At 73.6% G+C, this 19,139-nt stretch carries 18 protein-coding genes; 12 read left to right on the top strand and 6 right to left on the bottom strand.

Annotation, left to right across the window (positions count from 1 at the left end; all coding sequences use genetic code 11):
- Positions 1-52 precede the first annotated feature (52 nt).
- Positions 53-736, top strand: coding sequence for a glycerophosphodiester phosphodiesterase (locus ACGF3A_RS16205; protein WP_393730107.1), 684 nt, complete (start codon positions 53-55; stop codon positions 734-736).
- On the opposite strand, the gene ACGF3A_RS16200 is transcribed toward ACGF3A_RS16205, so the two are convergent.
- Positions 720-1,322 carry a GNAT family N-acetyltransferase gene (locus tag ACGF3A_RS16200; RefSeq protein WP_393730105.1) on the bottom strand — a complete coding sequence of 201 codons (603 nt, stop codon included), beginning with the start codon at positions 1,320-1,322 and terminating at the stop codon, positions 720-722. The two genes, ACGF3A_RS16205 and ACGF3A_RS16200, sit on opposite strands and share 17 nt — an antisense overlap.
- Before the next feature lie 44 nt (positions 1,323-1,366).
- On the opposite strand from ACGF3A_RS16200, the gene ACGF3A_RS16195 reads away from it, so the two are divergent.
- The 4 genes from ACGF3A_RS16195 (at position 1,367) to ACGF3A_RS16180 (ending at position 4,341) form a co-directional block, all read left to right on the top strand.
- On the top strand, positions 1,367-1,759 hold the full coding sequence (locus ACGF3A_RS16195; RefSeq protein ID WP_393730103.1) for a VOC family protein: 393 nt from the start codon (positions 1,367-1,369) through the stop codon (positions 1,757-1,759).
- A gap of 103 nt (positions 1,760-1,862) precedes the next feature.
- Positions 1,863-2,471, top strand: a complete 609-nt coding sequence (locus ACGF3A_RS16190; RefSeq protein WP_393730101.1) for a DUF5134 domain-containing protein — start codon at positions 1,863-1,865, stop codon at positions 2,469-2,471.
- Between the two features lie 89 nt (positions 2,472-2,560).
- A complete protein-coding gene (locus ACGF3A_RS16185; protein ID WP_393730099.1) occupies positions 2,561-3,499 on the top strand; it encodes a M56 family metallopeptidase in 939 nt (312 codons plus the stop codon).
- Between the two features lie 92 nt (positions 3,500-3,591).
- The gene (locus tag ACGF3A_RS16180) at positions 3,592-4,341 is read left to right on the top strand and encodes a phosphatase PAP2 family protein (RefSeq protein ID WP_393730097.1); all 750 of its coding nucleotides are present in this window, start codon (positions 3,592-3,594) and stop codon (positions 4,339-4,341) included.
- Here the strand turns inward: ACGF3A_RS16180 and ACGF3A_RS16175 are convergent.
- On the bottom strand, positions 4,230-5,027 hold the full coding sequence (locus ACGF3A_RS16175) for an SAM-dependent methyltransferase (protein WP_393730095.1): 798 nt from the start codon (positions 5,025-5,027) through the stop codon (positions 4,230-4,232). The two genes, ACGF3A_RS16180 and ACGF3A_RS16175, sit on opposite strands and share 112 nt — an antisense overlap.
- Before the next feature lie 154 nt (positions 5,028-5,181).
- On the opposite strand from ACGF3A_RS16175, the gene ACGF3A_RS16170 reads away from it, so the two are divergent.
- Together ACGF3A_RS16170 and ACGF3A_RS16165 are read left to right on the top strand one after the other, a co-directional pair.
- A complete protein-coding gene (locus ACGF3A_RS16170; RefSeq protein ID WP_393730093.1) occupies positions 5,182-5,934 on the top strand; it encodes an HAD family hydrolase in 753 nt (250 codons plus the stop codon).
- A 156-nt stretch (positions 5,935-6,090) separates the two neighbouring features.
- Entirely contained in the window at positions 6,091-6,786 is a 696-nt protein-coding gene (locus ACGF3A_RS16165) for a TetR/AcrR family transcriptional regulator (protein WP_393730091.1), read from the top strand.
- On the opposite strand, the gene ACGF3A_RS16160 is transcribed toward ACGF3A_RS16165, so the two are convergent.
- Complete coding sequence (locus ACGF3A_RS16160) at positions 6,755-8,278, bottom strand: LVIVD repeat-containing protein (RefSeq protein WP_393730089.1); 1,524 nt, start codon at positions 8,276-8,278, stop codon at positions 6,755-6,757. The genes ACGF3A_RS16165 and ACGF3A_RS16160 overlap by 32 nt on opposite strands.
- Before the next feature lie 134 nt (positions 8,279-8,412).
- Here ACGF3A_RS16160 and ACGF3A_RS16155 point away from each other — a divergent pair, with 134 nt between their 5' ends.
- Positions 8,413-9,111, top strand: coding sequence for a DUF305 domain-containing protein (locus tag ACGF3A_RS16155; RefSeq protein ID WP_393730087.1), 699 nt, complete (start codon positions 8,413-8,415; stop codon positions 9,109-9,111).
- A gap of 24 nt (positions 9,112-9,135) precedes the next feature.
- Here ACGF3A_RS16155 and ACGF3A_RS16150 read toward each other — a convergent pair whose 3' ends face one another.
- Together ACGF3A_RS16150 and ACGF3A_RS16145 are read right to left on the bottom strand one after the other, a co-directional pair.
- Positions 9,136-10,407 carry a prealbumin-like fold domain-containing protein gene (locus ACGF3A_RS16150; protein WP_393730085.1) on the bottom strand — a complete coding sequence of 424 codons (1,272 nt, stop codon included), beginning with the start codon at positions 10,405-10,407 and terminating at the stop codon, positions 9,136-9,138.
- A 76-nt stretch (positions 10,408-10,483) separates the two neighbouring features.
- The gene (locus tag ACGF3A_RS16145) at positions 10,484-11,065 is read right to left on the bottom strand and encodes a DUF6214 family protein (RefSeq protein WP_393730083.1); all 582 of its coding nucleotides are present in this window, start codon (positions 11,063-11,065) and stop codon (positions 10,484-10,486) included.
- Between the two features lie 376 nt (positions 11,066-11,441).
- Here ACGF3A_RS16145 and ACGF3A_RS16140 point away from each other — a divergent pair, with 376 nt between their 5' ends.
- Positions 11,442-14,012, top strand: a complete 2,571-nt coding sequence (locus tag ACGF3A_RS16140) for an SdrD B-like domain-containing protein (RefSeq protein WP_393730080.1) — start codon at positions 11,442-11,444, stop codon at positions 14,010-14,012.
- Positions 14,013-14,052: 40 nt separating this feature from the next.
- Positions 14,053-14,892: a hypothetical protein gene (locus tag ACGF3A_RS16135; RefSeq protein WP_393730078.1), complete on the top strand. Its 840-nt coding sequence runs from the start codon at positions 14,053-14,055 to the stop codon at positions 14,890-14,892.
- Between the two features lie 9 nt (positions 14,893-14,901).
- On the opposite strand, the gene ACGF3A_RS16130 is transcribed toward ACGF3A_RS16135, so the two are convergent.
- Positions 14,902-16,245: a right-handed parallel beta-helix repeat-containing protein gene (locus ACGF3A_RS16130; protein ID WP_393730076.1), complete on the bottom strand. Its 1,344-nt coding sequence runs from the start codon at positions 16,243-16,245 to the stop codon at positions 14,902-14,904.
- 206 nt (positions 16,246-16,451) lie between these two features.
- Here ACGF3A_RS16130 and ACGF3A_RS16125 point away from each other — a divergent pair, with 206 nt between their 5' ends.
- Both ACGF3A_RS16125 and ACGF3A_RS16120 read left to right on the top strand, forming a co-directional pair.
- On the top strand, positions 16,452-17,576 hold the full coding sequence (locus ACGF3A_RS16125) for a Dyp-type peroxidase (RefSeq protein ID WP_393730074.1): 1,125 nt from the start codon (positions 16,452-16,454) through the stop codon (positions 17,574-17,576).
- A 116-nt stretch (positions 17,577-17,692) separates the two neighbouring features.
- On the top strand, positions 17,693-19,078 hold the full coding sequence (locus ACGF3A_RS16120) for an FAD-dependent oxidoreductase (RefSeq protein WP_393730072.1): 1,386 nt from the start codon (positions 17,693-17,695) through the stop codon (positions 19,076-19,078).
- Positions 19,079-19,139 lie beyond the last annotated feature (61 nt).

Raw genomic sequence — 19,139 nt, 5'->3', positions numbered from 1 at the left:
CGTCAGGCGGCCGGACGGCCGGACCGTCACCGCAGGAAAGCGAGAGCGCACCGTGCCACTGCTCACCGTCGGACACCGCGGCGTCATGGGCGTCGAGCCCGAGAACACCCTCCGCTCCTTCGCCCGCGCCGAACGCGAGGGGCTCGACGTCATCGAGCTCGACCTGCACCTCAGCAAGGACGGCGAGCTGGTGGTGATGCACGACGCCGACGTCGCGCGGACGACCGACGGCACCGGGCCGATCGGCGAGTTCACCCTCGCCGAGCTGCGCGAGCTGGACGCGGGCGGGGGCGAGCGGATCCCCGTCTTCGAGGAGGTCGTGGACGCGGTGGCCAAGCCGCTCCAGGCGGAGATCAAGGACCGCGCGGCGGCGCGCGTGCTGGCCGGGGTGATCGAGAAGCGCGGCCTCCACGACCGCGTCACCGTGATCTCCTTCCACGTCGAGGCGCTGCGCGAGACCCGCTCCCTGCTGCCCGGCATCCCGCTGGTGCTGGTGGCGGGGAAGTCCTCGCCGACCGCGCCGGAGCGGGCCCGGGACCTGGGCGCGGGCATGGTCTCGCTGGAGCTGTGCCACATCGACGAGGACATCGTCGCCCGCTGCCACGATGCCGGGATCAAGGTCATCAGCTGGACGGTCAACACCGACGAGGACCTCGCCCGCGTCCGCGAGCTGAACCTCGACGGTGTCGTGACCGACATGCCCAGCGTCTGCCGGGCGGTCAGCTCAGCGGCTTGACCAGCAGCTCGAAGGCCAGGTCGGCGCGCTGCGGGATGCCGAAGCGCTCGTCGCCGTACGGGAAGGGGCTGAGCTTTCCCGTACGGGCGTAGCCCCGGCGCACGTACCAGGCGATCAGGTCCTCGCGCTGCTTGATGACCTGCATCTGCATCTCGGTGGCGCCCCACTGCTCGCGCGCCGTGCGCTCGGCCTCCTCCAGCACCGCGCGCCCCAGCCCGCCGCCCTGGAGCCCGGGGCGGACGGCGAACATGCCGAAGTACGCGTGCGCGCCCTTGTGCTCCAGCTGGCAGCAGGCGACGATCCCGCCCTCGCGCTCGACCACGAGCATCAGGCTCTTGGGGTCCCTGACCACGGTGGCCACCCCCTCGGGGTCGGTCCGCTGCCCCTCCAGGAGATCGGCCTCGGTGGTCCAGCCCGCGCGGCTGGAGTCGCCCCGGTACGCCGACTCGACCAGCTCCGTGAGGGCGGGGATGTCGTCCTCGACGGCCGTCCGGAAGGCGAGGCGGGTGCCGTGCGGGGCGTGCTCGTCCTGCCCGTCGTGCTCGTTCTGCTTGTCCTGCGGGTGCTCCCGCGTGGTGTCGGTCATGTTCCCGGAGCCTAACGCCGACGTCCCGCACTACAGTCCTGAGCATGGTGCACGTACTGAGCAGCCGGACACTGCTGCGGCCCACCGACCCCGAGCGGACCCGCGCCTTCTACGGGGAGGCGCTCGGCCTCGACATCGCCCGCGAGTTCGGCACGGGGCCCGAGCGCGGGACCGTCTACTTCCTGGGCGGCGGCTTCCTGGAGGTCTCGGGCCGCTCCGAGGAGCCCCCGGCCCCCGGACTCCAGCTCTGGCTCCAGGTCGCCGACGCCGGGGCGGCGCACGCGGAGCTGGCGGCGGCCGGGGTCACGGTGCTGCGCCCGCCGGTGAAGGAGCCGTGGGGCCTGGTCGAGATGTGGATCGCCGACCCGGACGGGGTGCGCATCTGCGTCGTACAGGTCCCCGACGACCACCCCCTGCGCTACCGGCCCGGAATCTGAGCCACCGCCCGGCGGCGCGGTGCTCCCCCGCCGCTCCCGTGCGCTCCCGTATGCGCGCGTCGACGGGGGCACCCTTCCCGTGGGACGAGCGGGGAGGTGGGCGATGCACGGCCCTGCCACGGTCGGCTGGCTGCTCGTGGCGCTGTGCGCGGCGACGGGTGCCTGCTGCGCGCTGCGGGCGAGAGGCTCGACGGGCACGCGGCGGGAAGAGGCCGTCAGCGAGGCCCTGATGTGCCTCGGCATGACAGTGATGGCGCTGCCCGACTCCCCGTTCTGGTCCCCGTACTCCCCCGTCCCCCTCGCGCTGTACGTGACGGTCTTCGGCGCGGTGACGGCATGGGAAGTGCGCCTCCTGCTCGCGCACCGCGGCGGCGAGGGGGCGCACGCCGCCCATCTGCACCACGCCGTGGGCGCGTTGGCGATGCTCTACATGGCGGCCGCGATGGCCGCCTCCCCAGGACACGCGCACGGGGGCGCGCACGCCGGGGGCACGGCCACCGGCGCCGCGGGGGCCGCGGGGCTTCCGCTGCTGACTGGCGCACTGCTGGCGTACTTCGCGTTCTACGTGCTGCGCTCCGGCGCGCGACTGATGCCTGCGGGCGACGGCGCGCGGGAGGAGAGCGGCGGCGCGCTGCTGCGGCAGCCCGGGGTCGTGGCGGGCGTACGGCTGGCGATGGGCACGGGGATGTTCGCGATGCTGCTGACGCTGTGAGGCCGCCGGCCGCGGTCCGGCAGTGAGCCGCGTCACTTCTGTACCAAGGGGCGTACCGCCCCGTACCCCTGGACTTCTAGGCTGTGGCCATGATGGTGCCGCTCGCGCTGATGCTGCTCGCCCTGCTGGCCGCGGGTCTGGCACCACGCGTACTGACCCGCAGCTCGTGGCCCGACCGGGAACCCGTGCTCGCGCTCTGGGTCTGGCAGTGCGTCGTCGGCGCCGTCCTGCTGTGCTGCCTCCTCGCCATGGCGCTCTCCGGAGCCGCCGCCTTCCAGGTCGTCCGGAGTCACGTCTTCGCCCCCGCGCCGCGCGGCGTCGTCGAGGCGTACGGGCTCGGCGCGGACTCCCCCTGGGCCGCCGCGCTGGCCGTGCTGCTGGCGTGCGGGGGCGCGTGGACGGGCGCGATGCTGCTGCGCGAGGTGCGCGACGCGCGGGCGCGACGCCGCAGGCGCCGCGCCGACCTGCGTGAGCGCGCGCCCCGGCTGCCCGGCGAGGAGCCCTCGTCCGGCGACCGGCTCGTGGTGCTGGAGGGCGAGAAGCCGGACGCCTGGTGGCTGCCCGGCGCGGCGCCGCAGCTCGTCATCACGACGGCCGCGCTGCGGCGGCTCAAGGGCCGCCAGCTGGACGCCGTCCTGGAGCACGAGCAGGGCCACGCGCGGGCGCGGCACGACTGGCTGCTGCACTGCTCGGGGGCGCTCGCGGGCGGCTTCCCCCGGATCCCGGTCTTCGCCGACTTCCACGACCAGGTCCACCGGTTGGTGGAGCTGGCCGCCGACGACGTCGCCTCGCGCCGCTACGGGCGGCTGACGATCGCCCTCGCGCTGGTCGAACTCAACGAGGACCGGGGCGTGTTCGGCCCCTGCCCGACCGCGCTGGCGCAGGTGCCGCAGCGCGTGCACCGGCTGCTCTCGCCGGGGCCCCGCTTCACCGTGGGCCGCAGGCTGCGGATGACGGCGGTCGCCGCGCTGGTGCCGCTCGTCCCGCTGCTGGTGGCGTTCGGCCCGGGCCTCTCCGCGCTGCACTGATCCGGACCGGTCCGACGCGCCGGAGGCATCTCTTCCGCCTCCTCCGGTCCGGGGCCTGTGCCCCGGCCCCCGCTCCGGGTGATGATCGGGGCATGCACCGTCTGACCCCGCCCGGTTCCGCTCAGCTCCGGGCCGCGGCGGCCCTCGGGGCGCTCGCCGCCGTCATCCTCTTCCTGGTCGTCGCCGACTGGCGGCCCCTGATCTCGCTCGACCGGAGCGTGGCGCGGGGGCTGCACGGCGCGGCGCTGGACCATCCGTTCTGGACGGACGTGAACAGGGTCCTGACGGACTGGGTGTGGGATCCGTGGACCATGAGGCTGCTGCTCGCGCTGGTGGTCCTGTGGCTGCTGTGGCGCGGCGACCGGCTCGTGGCGCTCTGGATCGCCGGTACGGCCGCCGCCACGGCCGCCGTGCAGCAGGGGCTGAAGGCGGCGGTCGGCCGCGACCGTCCGGTGTGGGAGCGCCCCGTGGACTCGGCGCAGTACGCCGCGATGCCCTCGGGGCACGTCATGACGGCGGCCGCGACCTGCGTCCTGCTGCTGTGGCTGCTGCACGGGCTCGGCGTACGCGGCGCCCCGTGGCGCGCCGCGCTCGCCGTCGCGGCCGTGTCGGTCGCCGGTGTCGCCTTCACCCGGGTCTGGACGGGCGTGCACTGGCTGACCGACACGCTGGTGGGCGGCCTCCTGGGCCTCGCGCTGCCCCTGGCGGCCCTGGCCGTCGGGAGCGCGCGCTACGACTTGCGGGCCAGGCCCCCGAAGACGGCGACCTCGTCCGGCTCGCCGAGCAGCGCCTCGGGCCGCCAGCGGGGGCAGGACACGACGCCGGGCTCCAGGAGCTCGTAGCCGTCGAAGAAGCGCTCGATCCGCTCGGGGCCGCGCGGTGTGTACGGGACGGCGCCCGACTTCGCGTTGAAGCCCTCGATGGCCTTCACGTAGGCGGGGTCGGTGTCCGTCCCGTCGTTGAGCCCGAGGAAGCTGCCCGCCGGAAGCGCGTCCATCAGCGTACGGATGATCGCGCGGCACTCGTCGTCGTCGGCGACCAGGCCGAGGATGCCCATGAGCATCAGCCCGACGGGCCGGTCCAGGTCGAGGGTCCCGGCCGCCTCGCGGAGGATGCGGGCGGGGTCGCGGACGTCGGCGTCGATGTACGCGGTCGCGCCCTCGGGCGTGCTGGTGAGCAGGGCGTGGGCGTGCGCGAGGACGAGCGGGTCGTTGTCGACGTAGACGACGCGGCAGTCCGGGGAGACGCGCTGGGCGATCTCGTGGGTGTTGTCGTGGGTGGGCAGCCCGGTACCGATGTCGAGGAACTGCCGTATCCCCTCGCGCTCCGCGAGCTGGCGGACCACGCGGCCGATGAAGACGCGGGAGTGCCGGGTGATGTCGACCATGCCGGGGAAGACGGCGAGCACGTTGTCCCCCGCCGCGCGGTCGACGGCGTAGTTGTCCCTGCCGCCCAGCAGGTAGTTCCAGATCCGCGCCGAGTGCGGAACGGACGTGTCGATTCCCGGCGGTCCCTGCTCGTCGCTCATGCGCTCCCCTGCCCTGTGTCGCTCCCGGCGCGGCCGTGCCGCTGTCGCCCACAACGTAGCGCCCGTACGGGTGGAGAGGGACCGCGCAGTGGCCGGAAGCGACTGCTGAACACCCGGTGTCGGGGGCGCAGTTCGGGCGTGGAATACTTTGATCATGAACAGTGCGGCAGTCGGGACCGGTGCGCCGGAGGGCGCGGGAGCGTGCGCGGGGGTCCTGTTCGACTTCTCGGGCACCCTGCTGCGCGTCGAGCCCGTCGGGAGCTGGCTGGGCGCGGTGCTGGACGAGGCGGGCGTCGAGCTGCCCCCGGAGGAGTTCGACGCCACCGCGCGGCGGCTGGAGGAGGCGGGCGCGCTGCCCGGCGGCCTCCCGCCCCGCCGTGTCCCCGAGGAGCTGCGCGAGGTGTGGGCGCACCGCGACCGCAGCGCCGAGGAGCACCGCGCGGCGTACACGGGGCTGGCCCGTCAGGTCCCGCTCCCCCGCCCGGGTCTCCACGAGGCACTGTACGAGCGGCACATGGCCCCCGAGGCGTGGCAGCCGTACCCGGACGCGGCCCGGGTACTGGGCGCGCTCGCGGAGCGGAGCGTTCCGGTGGCCGTCGTGAGCAACATCGGCTGGGACCTGCGCCCGGTCTTCCGCGCCCACGGGCTCGACCCGCTGGTGGACGCGTACGTGCTGTCGTACGAGCACGGAGTGCAGAAGCCCGACGCACGGCTCTTCGCCGTCGGCTGCGAGAAGCTGGGGCTGGCACCGGAAGACGTGCTGATGGTGGGCGACAGCGCGGAGGCCGACGGGGGCGCCACCGCGCTCGGCTGCCGCTTCCTCCAGGTGGAGCACCTGCCCGTGGACGAGCGGCCGGAGGGGCTCGGCCCCGTGCTCGAACAGGTTCGAACAGGTGGGATAGCCTGAGCCACGCACTTCATGTACTGCGCCGATATCGAGGCGATCCCCCGTGTCGCCCCGATATCGGCCGCCTTGCCGGACGATCGCCCTTACACGATGAGGCACGCCCGAAGCCAGTGCTGAGTATATTGGCTGCCAGCCAGTCAACGCAGGAGTTACAGCATGTCCCCCCGGAGCGCATCGGTCAATGAAGAGTTGCGCCGACGCTCGCGCGAGCGGCTTCTCCATGCGACCGTCGAACTGGTGGCCGAACGTGGCTACGAGGCGACGACGCTCGGGGACATCGCCGACCGCGCGGGCTCCGCGCGCGGCCTGATCTCGTACTACTTCCCCGGCAAGCGGCAGTTGTTCCAATCGGCCGTGCACCGGCTGATGCACCTCACCCTGTCCGAGGGCCTGGAGCGCGGCGGTCCCGTGCCCGAGGGGCAGCTCGGCGGTCAGGAGACGCTGGCCCGCGCCATCGACGCGATCCTGAGCATGGCCCGCGACCACCCCGTACTGATGCGCGCCCATATGGCCGGAATCCTCCAGCAGGAGGGGTTCGTGCAGTGCGACGAGCAGCAGCGGCTGGCCTCCCTGCTGCGCGACGCCGTGACGCGCTACGGCTCGCCGGACCCGGACACCGACTATCCGCTGCTGCGCGCCCTGCTGATGGGCGCGGTCGTCGCCGTGCTGCTGCCAGGCATCCCGATGCCGCTGGAACGGCTGCGCGCCGAGCTGTTCGTCCGGTACGGGCTTCCGTGGGAGCTGGGCGCCCCGCCCGGGGACGCCCCTCCCCCGGACGGGACGCGCACGCTCTCACCGATCCATCTGAGCGGCCGTCCGGTCAGCGATAGTCAGGCTGCGTCTGGACGTTGAGCTCGCGCATCCTGACGTTCTTGGCGCTGTCGGTGCGCCGGTCGTCGACGCGGAGCACGTCGAAGCCCTTGGCCATGTCGTTCGAGTAGATGTGCCCGTTGTAGTAGTACGCGGACCAGGAGCCGCCGCCCACGAGGGTGTCCTCGGAGAGCGGGCCGCGCTCGAAGTAGCCGATCTCCTCGGGCTTCGCCGAGTCGGTGAAGTCCCAGACGGAGACGCCGCCCTGGTACCAGGCCTGCACCATGATGTCGCGCCCCTTGGCGGGGATCAGCGAGCCGTTGTGCGCGACGCAGTTCTCGGTCGCCGCCTGGTGGCGCGGGATCTTGAAGTAGCTCTTGAACTCCAGCTTGCGCTTGTCGCCCTTGCCGGTGATGTCGTAGATCCCGTCGGCGCCCTTCTCGTCGCCCGTCGCCTTGTCGCAGGTCGGGGCCCCGCCACCGCCCAGCTCGTCGGTAAAGACGACCTTGTCGCCGCGCTGGTTGAAGGTCGCCGAGTGCCAGAAGGCGAAGTTGTCGGTGTCCTGGACGCGGTCGATGACGCGCGGCCGTTCGGGGTTCGCGACGTCGAGCAGGACGCCGTCGCCCATGCACGCCCCGGCGGCCAGCTTCAGCCTCGGGTACGAGGTGATGTCGTGGCACCCGGTGGTGTCGCTGGCCTCGGGCCTGTCCGGGTCACCGGGGTAGCCGCCGTCGGGGAAGAGCACCGGGAAGTCGATGACCTTCGCCTTCTGCGGCGCGGCGCGCGGCACCTTGACGATGGAGATGCCGTCGTGCGGCGGCTTGCAGTCGGGGAAGCTCGCGTCGGGCGCGTACGAGGACACGTAGACGTAGACGTTCTTCCGGTCCGGCACGAGGGTGTGGGTGTGCGAGCCGCAGGCGGTCTCCACGGCGGAGACGTACTTCGGCTTCTTCTTGTCGCTGATGTCGAAGATCTTCATGCCCTCCCAGGAGTCCTTCTCCGTGGCGGGCTGCTTGGTGCTGCTGCACGAGTCGTCGCTGCGCGAGGAGTCGGTGGAGAGGAAGAGCAGGTTCCCGGCGACCGACACGTCGTTCTGCGAGCCGGGGCAGAGCACCTGGCTGACGACCTTGGGCGACTTCGGCCTGCTGATGTCGTAGACCGTGAATCCATCGTAATTGCCCGCGAAGGCGTACTTCCCCTGGAAGGCCAGGTCCGAATTGGTGCCCTGGAGCGCTCCCTTGGGGAGGTTCGCCAGGTGCGAGACGTTCTTGCTGTGGACGATCTCGTCCTTGCCGGGTATCTCGCCGCTGCGGATGGCGGCCTCGGTCTGCGCCCTGTCCCGCTCGGTCACCTTCTTCGGCGCCTTCGGGGCGTCCCCGGGATCCGGGGTGGCGGCGGCCGGCCCCGCGACGAGGAGCGTGGCCACGAGACCGAGCGCCCCGGTCAGGGCGACGAGACGGCCCCTGGGCCTCCGGCCGACGCGTCTGGCGCGTCCGGAACCGGAGCCGGTTCTGCTTCTGGGAAACGGCGTCACTGCGACCTCCCTTGAATCCGCCCGTCCCCGTACGGGTGAACAGTCACGGATTCCGGCAGTATGACGTCCTGCATGTCCATCTCAACAGAGGGGAACACCTCCGACACCGCCCACTCCGGCCTCAGGAGGCCCGTGTGACCGACCGTCACAGACACAGCCGCCACCGCGCGCCCGCGCTCGCCGCCACGGCGTGCGCCCTGCTCCTCACCGCGCTCCCCGCGCTCACGGGCTGCGAGAGCGAGCCGGACAAGGGCGAGGGCAAGGCCGCGGACGGCCCCGGGGTGATCGCCCCCGGGAAGCCCGGCGAGAAGGCGCGCACCCTCTCCCCGAAGGACGCAAGGAAGGCATCGGGCGGCGACACGAAGCCCAACGCGGCCGACGTCACCTACGCGACGACGATGATCCAGCACCACCAACAGGCCCTGGTGATGACCGCCTTGGCGCCCGAGCGTGCCGTGGGAAAGGGCGTACGGAAACTCGCCTCACGCATCGGAGCGGCGCAGGGCCCGGAGATCAAGGCGATGCGCGGCTGGCTGAAGAGCAACGGGCACGGAGGGCACGAGAAGGGGCACGACGGACACGACGGCGGACACGACGGGCACGCGGGGATGCCCGGCATGGCGACCGAGGCGCAGCTCGACAAGTTGCGGGCCGCGAAGGGGAAGGCGTTCGACGAGCTGTTCCTGACCCTGATGACGACCCATCACCGGGGCGCGGTCACGATGGCCGTACAGCTCCTGGAGAACGGGAACGACGTGCGCGTCGAGGAGATGGCCACCGATGTGATGGCGCAGCAGAAGTCCGAGATCCGGCGGATGCGCAAGCTGCGCTAGCGCGGGGGCGGGGGCGGGGGCGGCTCACTTGCATCCCTTGCCCTTGCCGCAGGTGTCGCGTGCGTTGGCGAGCCTCTTGGTGAGCTGTTCGCCCGCCGTGTCGAGGGTGAGGGGGCCGGTGACGGGATTCGCGGGGAGCCGGTAGCCGTCCGGGACGGCGGTCTCCTGGAGGTAGTAGGTGCCCAGCGGAAGGCCGTCGAACGTGCAGCGTCCCTGCCCGTCGGTGGCGCAGGCGGCGCCGGTCCTGGTGTCCGGGTCGCTGCCGGTGCGCTGGAGGCCGGGCGTGCCGTTGGTCTCCCGCCAGACCTGGAAAACCGCGCCGGGCAGGGCCTTGCCGCTCGTGGCGTCGGTCTTCACGACCGTGATTCCGGCCTCCTCGCAGGGCTCCCAGCGGAAGGTCACCTCGCCGTTCCCGCTCTGGGCGCCGTCGGTGACGGAGGCTCCGCCGGGTCCCGAGCTGGAGCCTCCGCCGCCGCCCGCGCCGCTGTTCTGGTCGGTGGGCGAGGCAGCGCCGCCCCCGCCCCCGGCGGCTCCGCCGCCGCCACCGCCGCCCGCGCCGCCGTGCGGGTCTCCGGTGGTGTTGCCGCCGCGTCCGCCGACCGGCCCCACGCCGGGGAAGCCGTTCTCGCCGTTCGGCGTGGCCGTGGGGACGTTGACGCCTCCGGCGCCGCCCTCGCCGCCGGGACGCCCGGGCTTGCCCTCGTCGTTGCCCGGCAGCCCGAGGCCCGGCTTTCCGGCCCGGCCGCCGTCGCCGCCGTCGAGCCCTGACGAGAAGAAGGAGGAGCCTCCGCCACCGCCGCCGCCCGCCACGACGAGGGGCACCGCTCCGGAGCTGACGACCGTACGGCCGCCGCCCCCGCCGGAGGCGATGCCGCTGATCTGTCCGTCCACGACGTACGCGCCGCCGTTTCCACCGCCCCCGTAGCCGCCCTGCGCCTTGTCCGCGTCCTCGTCCCCTCCGTGGCCCTTGCCGCCGACGTCGACGGTCAGGGTCTGACCCTCCGTCACGCGGAGGGGCGTGGACACCCGCGCTCCCCTGCCGCCGGGGTTGCCGTACTGCCCTTCGCCTCCGGCGGCGCCGTCCGCCGTCACGGACAGCGCGCAGACGCCGTCCGGCACGGTGAACCTCTCAGGTGCGCCGGTGAAGCCGAACGTCCGCGATCCCGAGGGGGCCTGGGCGGCCCGGGCGGACTCGGCCGGTTCGGCGGAGGCAGAGGCGGTGACGGCCGGGGCGAGGGACATCGCGGCGGACGCGATCACCGCCAGGCCCGCGAGGTACCGATGATCACGATTCATGACTGCAACGTAGCCAGGCTTCCGGCAGACGAACCCGTGTCCACGGGAGATCCGGGCGGGTGTACCCGATCGGCCGTCAGCGGCGCGCGTGGCGGGGCGCGAGGTATCCCTCGTCACGCGCACTGGCGATGATCTTCAGCGATTTGCGGCGGCTCATGCCCGTCGCGCACATCACGGCGAGCACGGGGTCCTGCCCCCCTTCCTGCGCCGCCAGATAGGCCTCGGCGGCGACGCGCCGCCCCGCCGTGCCCCTCGGCCACGCGGGGCGGGCCCGGCGCTTGGCGGGCTCCTCGGCCGCCCCGGGGTCCGGGCGATGGCGGAACGAGCGCTGGTCGACGCCCGTACCGCCCGTACCGCCGGTGCTGCCCGCGGCGTGCTGGTCGAGCACCACGCGGCAGGCGTCCTCCAGGGGCTCCGCGATCCAGCCCGCGAGGGTCGCGAAGCCGTGCAGGGGCAGCGCGGGCTCGGCGCGCATGTCCTCGATGGTGACCTGGCCGTCGACGACGGCGGCCAGGATGTCGATCCGGGAGCCGTCGGAGAAGGTCAGCCGGACGTTGAACCAGGGCGGCAGCAGGTCGGGCGCGCCGCCGGGGCGGCCCGTCCAGTCGGGGTCGGGGGTGGCCGTGCCGTATCCCTGGAGTTCCCACAGGGGCCACACCGATACAGATCCATTCGGCGGATTCAGGTAGTTCGAGGAGCAAGAGGAGTAAAGGGAACTTTCCGACACGGCGGCACCGTACCGCCGCTCCCGTACGGCTCCGCGCGGCACACACCGGCGGCGGGGCAACGCCCCCCGATAGCGGGCCGCCAGGAACGCGGAGTTGCCGTATCTCCAGGGGCCGCCCCGGGCGGCGCGGCGCGAGGGGCCCGTACGCCCTGCCGTTGGGGTGGTTTCCCCGCCCCCGCCGCGCCCTGCGGGGAGTGGCGCGTCGCCCCGGGTTTACGGGCGCCCTTCAATCGGGTCCATGAGAGTGATCAGACCTACTGAACAGGTGGGACCGGGGCGGCGAAGAGCGGCCCTCAGAGCGGGCTGTGTGGCCGCCCTCGCGACGGGCGTCGCGGCCGCCACCGTCCTGCCCTCCGGCTGGCAGGCCGGTGCCGACGCCGGGGACGGCGGCGCGACCGTACGGGTGGTGCGGGAGGTGAACGGGAACGGCCGCTGGGACGACGCGCTGGAGCCCGGCATGCGGGGCGTGGAGGTGGTCCTCACCGACACCGACGGCAGGTCCGTCACCGGCACCACGGGCGCGGACGGCACCGTACGGCTGGAGCCCGGCACCCGGCTCCAGGGCGGCAGGTACCGCGTCGAGGTCAAGAACCCGAAGCCCGGAGTCCTCCACCCCGGGTTCGCCGCGTCCAAGGACGACCTGAGCGATCCGGGGGCGCTCTCCTCCCACGTCGAGTTCGTCGACCTGTCCGGCGGCCGGGACGCCGAGGTGACCACGTCCTTCTGGAACCCGGGCGACTACTGCCAGAAGAACGCCGACCTGGCCACCGCCTGCATCAAGAGCGACGTCCCGGGCCAGGCGGACCCCGACTCGGCACGCACCCTGGTCACCCACCCGTACAACGCCCGCGGCAACGACGCGGAGACCACCGACCTCGCCACCAAGGGCGAGACCGGCTCCCTCTGGGGCCTCGGGTACAGCAAGCAGAAGAAGTGGCTCTTCTCCTCGGCCTTCGCCAAGCGCGGCGCCGAGTACGGCCCGGGAGGCCCCGGCGCGATCTATCTGACCGACCGGGAGACGGGCGAGCTGACCCAGTTCACGACCGTTCCGAACGCCGGTACGACCGAGCACGACGTCGACACCGACATGGACCTCGCCTTCCGTACCGCCGTGGGCAAGGAGTCGCTGGGCGACATCGACGTGAGCGACGACGGCAAGGACCTGTACGCCGTCAACCTCAACGACCGGAAGCTCTACCGCTACGACGCCACCCGGAAGACGGCGTCCGCGCCCAAGGCGTCGTACGCCATCCCCGACCCGGGGTGCCCCTCCGGGGACGACTGGCGGCCCTTCGGCCTCGGCGAGCAGGACGGCACCGTGTACGTCGGCGGCGTCTGCTCCGGCGAGTCCACCCAGGACCGGGACGACCTGCGCGCCGTCATCCAGACCTTCGACCCGGACAGCGGCAGCTTCACCGGCACGGTGATGGACGAGAAGCTCACCTACCCGCGCGGCAAGGTGTACGTGCCCGCCTCCTGCCCCGGCGACAAGTGGTTCCCCTGGCGCACCACCGTGCCGGACACGCAGGACGGGGCCGACTGCCAGTCCGGCCAGCAGGACGGCCGTGAGGTGCCGAACCCGGCCCCGCTGCTGTCGGACATCGTGGTGGACACGGACGGCGAACTGATCCTGGGCTTCCGCGACCGCTTCGCCGACCAGTACGGCGCGTTCATCACCTACGAGCCGGGCGACACCTCGCGGACCGTGCAGACCTTCGCGGGCGGCGACCTCAACCGCGCCTGCGAGAAGGGCGGCACGTTCGCCCTGGACGCCAACGGCGGCTGCCGGAACAACGCCACACCGGCCAACAGCGGGGGCCAGGACCCGGATGTCGCGGAGTTCTACCCCGGCGACCACCGCATCCATGGCTCGCACCAGGAGACCGCCCTGGGCGGGGTGGCGCTGTCCAAGGTCGAGGACACCGTGGCCACCACCCTCTACGACCCCATCGACAACGCGCACACCTCGGGCACCGGCTTCTTCAACCGGAGCGACGGCACCATCGCCGACGGCCAGGGCAACGAGCTGACCAGTTCGTTCGGCAAGGCCGGCGGCATGGGCGACCTGGAAGTGCTGTGCGACGAGGCGCCGCTCCAGATCGGCAACCGCGTCTGGTACGACGAGGGCAAGCACACGAGGGACGGCATCCAGGACCCGGACGAGAAGCCGGTCGTGGGCGCCACGGTCAACCTCTACGACGCGAGCGGCAAGAAGATCGCGACGACGAAGACCAACGCCCGCGGCGAGTACTACTTCGACTCCACCCTGCTCAAGAACGTCGATCCGGCGGACTGGGTCTCGGGCCGCGAGTACACCGTGCGGCTCGACGATCCGGCCGACCGCCGGGAGGGCGAGCCCCTCGACGGCTGGGTGCCGACGCCGCACGACCAGGGCGGCAACAGGGAGATCGACTCCAACGGCAGAACCCGGCCGGGCGGCGACGGATACCCCTTCACCGAGGTGACGCTGGGCGAGCCCGGCAGGAACGACCACACCCTCGACTTCGGATTCGTCCGGCCGAAGGCCCCGTCGTCCCGCGTCGTCGTCACCAAGAAGGACGCCCGGACCGGCAAGCCGCTGGCCGGTGCCGTCTTCCAGCTGTGGCAGGAGACCAACGGACGGCCCGGCCTCCAGCGCACCGGCTCCCGGCCCGACACCCGGCGCGACCGCGGGTGTGCCACCGACGGACGCGGCAGGTGCGTCTTCGCGGACCTCGGCGTCGGCTCGTACTACCTGGTCGAGACCGCGGTCCCGGACGGCTACGTGCTGCCGCGCCGGACCGTGACCCCGCTGAAGGTCACCGCGGCCAACAGCGACACCGATCCGGTCGAGATCACGCTCACCAACCAGCCCGACCGGCACGGCAAGAAGAAGTGACCCCCTGACCGGACCGACGGCCGTACGGAGAAGATTTCCGATGAAGGTGAAGAAATGGGTGCTGGGGTGCCTGCTGCTCGCGGGGACCGCCGGTGCCGCGCTCGGTGTCACCGCGGCCGTCGGTCCGGACTCCGGCGACGGAGGCGAGCGGGGCCGCCCCCTGACCACGGCGGAGGCCCAGCGCTTCGCCCTGGCCCGGTTCAGCCGCTACGAGGCGAGCCCCGTGGGGCTCGAACTGAGGGTCCCCCGGGGCGAGGCCACCCTCCTGGTCTCCGGCGTGGTCGACTACCGCTCCCACCGCGCCGTGGGCCGCTACGGCGTGGCAGACACGAAGGGCGGGGACTCCGCGAGCGCCGGGTCCCGCGGGCTGGTCGCCTGGGACGAGGGCGGACTCGGCGTACGCCCCGGCGCGTCCTCGCCCCGTGACGTGACGCGCGCGGCCGCGAAGCCGGCGCGTACGGCCTGGTCCCCCCGGAGCTACACCAGCGACCCGTTCGACCGCGCGCTGCGGCTCAGCCAGTCGCTGGGGACCGACCGGCCGGAGAACGCCCAGTTGCTCGCGCAGGGCGGCGCGCGGTGGCTGCGCTCGGAGCGCGTCGGCGGCCGGACGTACGACGTGTTCGCGGGGCCGCGGCCCCGGACGGACCGAACGGACCGGACGGACCGCCGTACGTCCGTCTCGCCGCTGACGTACTGGGTGAGCCGCGACGGGCAGCTCCGGCGGCTGGAGGCCCGGATGGACGGCCTGCCCCGGCCCGTACGCATCGACTTCACCGGAGCCGGGAACGGGCACGGGGCCAGGGCCGGGAACGGGGCCGGGGCCGGGGCCGCGTCGAAGCTGCCCGACCGTCCGTGGGGCGGTCCCGCGCGCCGGAGTTGAGCACGGGGCTCAGCGGCCGGGCTCCGGCAGCGGGTAGGAGCCCGGCTCCACCGCGCCGGGCAGCCCCGTCGCGGGTCGCGCCTTCGCGTGCGCCGGATCGCGCATGCCCGGCTGGGCGGGCGGCGCGGGCACCTCGCGGAAGGAGACCCCGGGCGGCACCGGGCCGGTACGGGGCGGCCTCGCGGAGCCGCGCAGCGCGGGGTCGCCGCCCGAGCAGGCGGTCACCGTACGGGGCAGCGTGCGGGGAACGGTGAGGCCCGGTCCGTTGTCGCGGTAGCAGTTGCCCCCGGCGCGGGCCGTGCGGAGCACGAGGCCGGGCGACCCGCCGTCCGTGGCGTTGTGCCGGATACGGTTGCGGACCGCCGGGCGGCCCTGTTCGTCGCGGAGGACGAAGGCCCCGGCCCGGTTGCCCTCGACGCGGTTGCGAGTGAAGCGGTTGTCGCGTCCCCCGCTGACGCCGACGCCGACACCGAAGCCGCCGTCGGCCTGTTCGGGGCTGCGGTCGTCGTTGTTGTCGGCGATCAGGTTCCCGGCGAACACGGCGCGGTGCTGCGGGCCCAGCGACTCCAGGTTGTCGGAGAGCACGGTCATGCCGACCCGGTTGCGGCGTGCCGTGTTCCCGAGGAAGTACAGCGCGCGCGAGGCGTTGGTGACCTCGACGCCGACCGCGTTGTGCTCGGTCGTGTTGTCCCGCACCACCGTGCGGCAGGGCCTGCACTGGCCCACGTAGATGCCCGAGTCGGAGTGGCCGGAGGCGTACGAGTGCTCGATGACGCCGTTCCGGGAGTCGAAGGCGTAGATGCCGTACAGCGCGTTGTTGTGCGCGGTGACGTAGGAGGCCCGGAAGCCGCGCAGCGGCGGGAACCTGCCCGTGTCGAGCCGTTCGTAGCCGGATCCGCCCGCGCCGGTGCCCTGGAGGGCCTCGTCCGTCACGCCGGTGAACAGCAGCCCGTTGGCGAGGTGGTTGCGCACCGTCAGGTTCTCGACCACCGACCCGGCGCCGGTCACCGTGACGCCGTTGGCCCGCTTGAACTGCCCGTCCACGACGGTCCTGGAGCGCGAGGTGCCCCGCAGGGTGAGCCGTTCCGTCCGCACCGTGACGCTCTCGCGGTAAACACCCGAAGAGACCAGCACGGTGTCGCCCGGTCGGGCGGAATCCACCGCCTTCTGGATGGACGGATACGCGGCAGGCACCCTCCGCACCACCGGACTGCCGCCGCCGGACGGCGCGTTGTCCTCCGCCGCGTCCTCGGCGGCACGGCCGCAGGCGGGAGCGAGCACCAAGAGGAGGAGCGCGGCGAGGAGGCGCGACGGAACACGCCGTGCGGGGCGTTTCCTGTCAAAGGAGTACATGTCACAAGGTGTAGCGTCTGGTCGGCCCCGACGGCCCAGCCTGGCCGCCCCCTGCCCGTACGGGGTCGGCGCGGGTCGGCGCGGTCCGCGCGGGTCCGTACGGTCCGTACCGTCCGTACGGCTCAGCACCGCTCCATGCCGCTCCGTGCCGCCGCCCTCGCCGTCCGCTCGTACCGCGCGAAACGTTCAGCCCTCTTGGAGGACCGATGACGGCCACTCCTGCCCGCCTCGGGCCGCAGACGCGCCGCGGCGTGCTGACCGGCTCCGCCGCCGTGGCGGTGCTCGCCGCCTCCATGGCCGCCGAATCCTGCCTGCCGCGGCCCACCGGAACCGGTGACGGCCGGAACCCCGCCGTCGGCACGGCGGCGCGCCGGCGCACCGCGTCCCGCCAGGACGGTGTCGCCGGGCCGCAGCCCCGGCACGTCCTCCTCCGCGCGTACGACCTGCGCCGTCAGGCCCGCGTGGCGGACCTCCGGCAGGCGCTCGGCGCCGTGTCCCGGGTACGGGTGTCCGAAGGGCGCGCTGAGGAGGGCGCGGAAGGGCTCACCGTGACGGTGGCGACGGGGCCCGGGCTGTACCGCACGCTCGGGCTGCCCGCTCCCGCGCGCCTGCGGGACGTCCCCGCGTTCCCCCGCGACCGCCTCGATCCGCGCCGCTCCGGCGGCGACGTCCTCGTCCAGCTGTGCGGCGAAGCGCCGGAGGACCTCGACCGTGCCGCGCGCCGCGTGAGCTCCGCCCTCTCGCCCGCGTTCGCGGCCCGCTGGCACGAGCGCGGCTTCCTGCCCCCGCACGCGGGCACGGAGACCCCGCGGAACCTCTTCGGCTTCAAGGACGGCACGGAGAACCCGTCCCCCGCCGAGCGGGAGCGCTGGGTGTGGGACGAGGACGGGGGCAGCTGTCTCGTCTACCGCCGCGTCCACATGGAGACGGCGGACTTCGCCCGGCTGCCCCGCGCACGGCAGGAGGACGTCATCGGCCGCCGTCTGCGCAGCGGCGCCCCGCTCGGCGGCGACCGCGAGCACGATCCGGTCGACCTCTTCGCCAAGACGCCCCACGGGCGCTACGTTGTCCCGAACGACGCCCACGTGCGCCTGGCCCACTCCCGGCTCGACGGCGGTGCCCGCATGCTGCGGCGCGGCTACTCCTACGACCACGGCGCCCGGGACCGGGGGCTCCTCTTCCTCGCCTACATGCGCGACCCCGCCCTCTTCACCCGCGTCCAGCAGCGCCTCGACGCCACCGACGCCCTGCACGACTTCGTCGAGCACCGCGCGTCGGCGGTGGCGTACGTGCTGCCCGTGGAGCCCGGAGGTGCCCTCAAGGGCCCGTGAGGCGCCCGGAGTTCACGGGAGGCCGTCTTCCGCACCCCTTCCGTACTCCTTCCGCACCCCTCCCGGAGCCCGCGCTCCGGTGCGATCCTGGAACCCCGGCGGGAAGGAGCGCCTCCGTGCCAGCCCCCCGACAGCAGCAGGACCGCCTCCGCGTGGCCGTGGTCGGCGCCGGGCCGAGCGGTGTGTACGCCGCGCAGGGCCTGGTCCGCGAGGAGGAGACCGGCCCGGCCGTGGCCGTGGACGTCCTGGACCGGCTCCCCTGCCCGTACGGACTGGTGCGCTACGGCGTGGCGCCGGACCACGAGAAGATCAAGTCCCTGCAGGGCACGCTCCGTACGGTGCTGGAGCACCCCCGGATCCGCTTCCTCGGGAACGTGGAGGTGGGCCCGGACGGCATGCCGCCCGCCGCGCTCCTGCGCGCTTACCACGCGGTGGTCTACTGCGTCGGCGCCGCCACGGACAGGCGGTTGGGGATCCCCGGCGAGGACCTGCGCGGCAGCCACTCGGCGACCGACTTCGTCTCCTGGTACAGCGCGCATCCGGACGCGCGGGACGACGGCTTCGCCCTGGGCGCGCGCTCGGCCGTGGTCATCGGGGTCGGCAACGTCGCGGTGGACGTCGCGCGCGTGCTGGCGCGCGGCGCCGACGAGCTGCGGCCGACGGACATGCCGCAGGCCGCGCTGGAGAGCCTGGAGCGCAGCGCCGTCAGCACCGTGACGATGGTGGGACGGCGGGGCCCCTCGCAGGCGAAGTTCACCACGAAGGAGCTGCGCGAGCTGGGCACGCTGCCGGGCGCGGAGACGCGCGTACGCGAGGACGAGCTGAGCCTCGATCCCGGCTACCGGGACCCGGAGGGGCTGCCCTCGGCCGTACGGCGCAACGTGGCCGTGCTGCGCGACTGGGCGGCGGCCGAGCCCTCCGGCCGTCCCGGCACGATCGGGCTGCGCTTCTATCTGCGCCCCGTGGAGATCCTGGACGACGGCGCGGGCGCCGTGCGCGGCGTGCGCTTCGAGCGGACGGCGCCGGACGGCGCGGGCGGCGTCACCGGCACGGGAGCGTACGAGGAGATCGAGGCGCAGCTCGTGCTGCGCTCGGTCGGCTACCACGGAGTGCCCCTGGACGGGCTCCCGTTCGACGCCCGCTCGGGCACGGTGCCGCACACGGCGGGCAGGGTGCTGCGGGACGGCGTGCCCTCGCCGGGCGAGTACGTGGCGGGGTGGATCAAGCGCGGCCCCACCGGCGTGATCGGCACCAACCGGCCGTGCGCGAAGGAGACGGTGGGCTCGCTGCTGGAGGACGCGGAGGCGCTGCTGGCCGCCCGCGGACCGCTGGCGGACGACCCGCTGGACGTGCTGCGCGCGGCGGGGCGGCGTCCGGTGGAGTGGGGCGGCTGGCTCGGCATCGAGGCGGCCGAGGCGGACCTCGGGCGGCGTCTGGAGCGGGCGACGGTCAAGATCCCGGACTGGGACGGCCTGCTGGCGGCCGCGGGCCTGCCGGGCTGAGCCTTCCCGCACGCCTCCTGTGTCCGCCGATACGGGCGCTGAGCTGCGGCGACGCGCGTCG

This window comes from Streptomyces sp. NPDC048172 (assembly GCF_043202595.1).
Lineage (GTDB): Bacteria > Actinomycetota > Actinomycetes > Streptomycetales > Streptomycetaceae > Streptomyces.
Note: the sequence above shows the minus strand (reverse complement) of the source record. Positions and strands in the feature narration are given on the sequence as shown.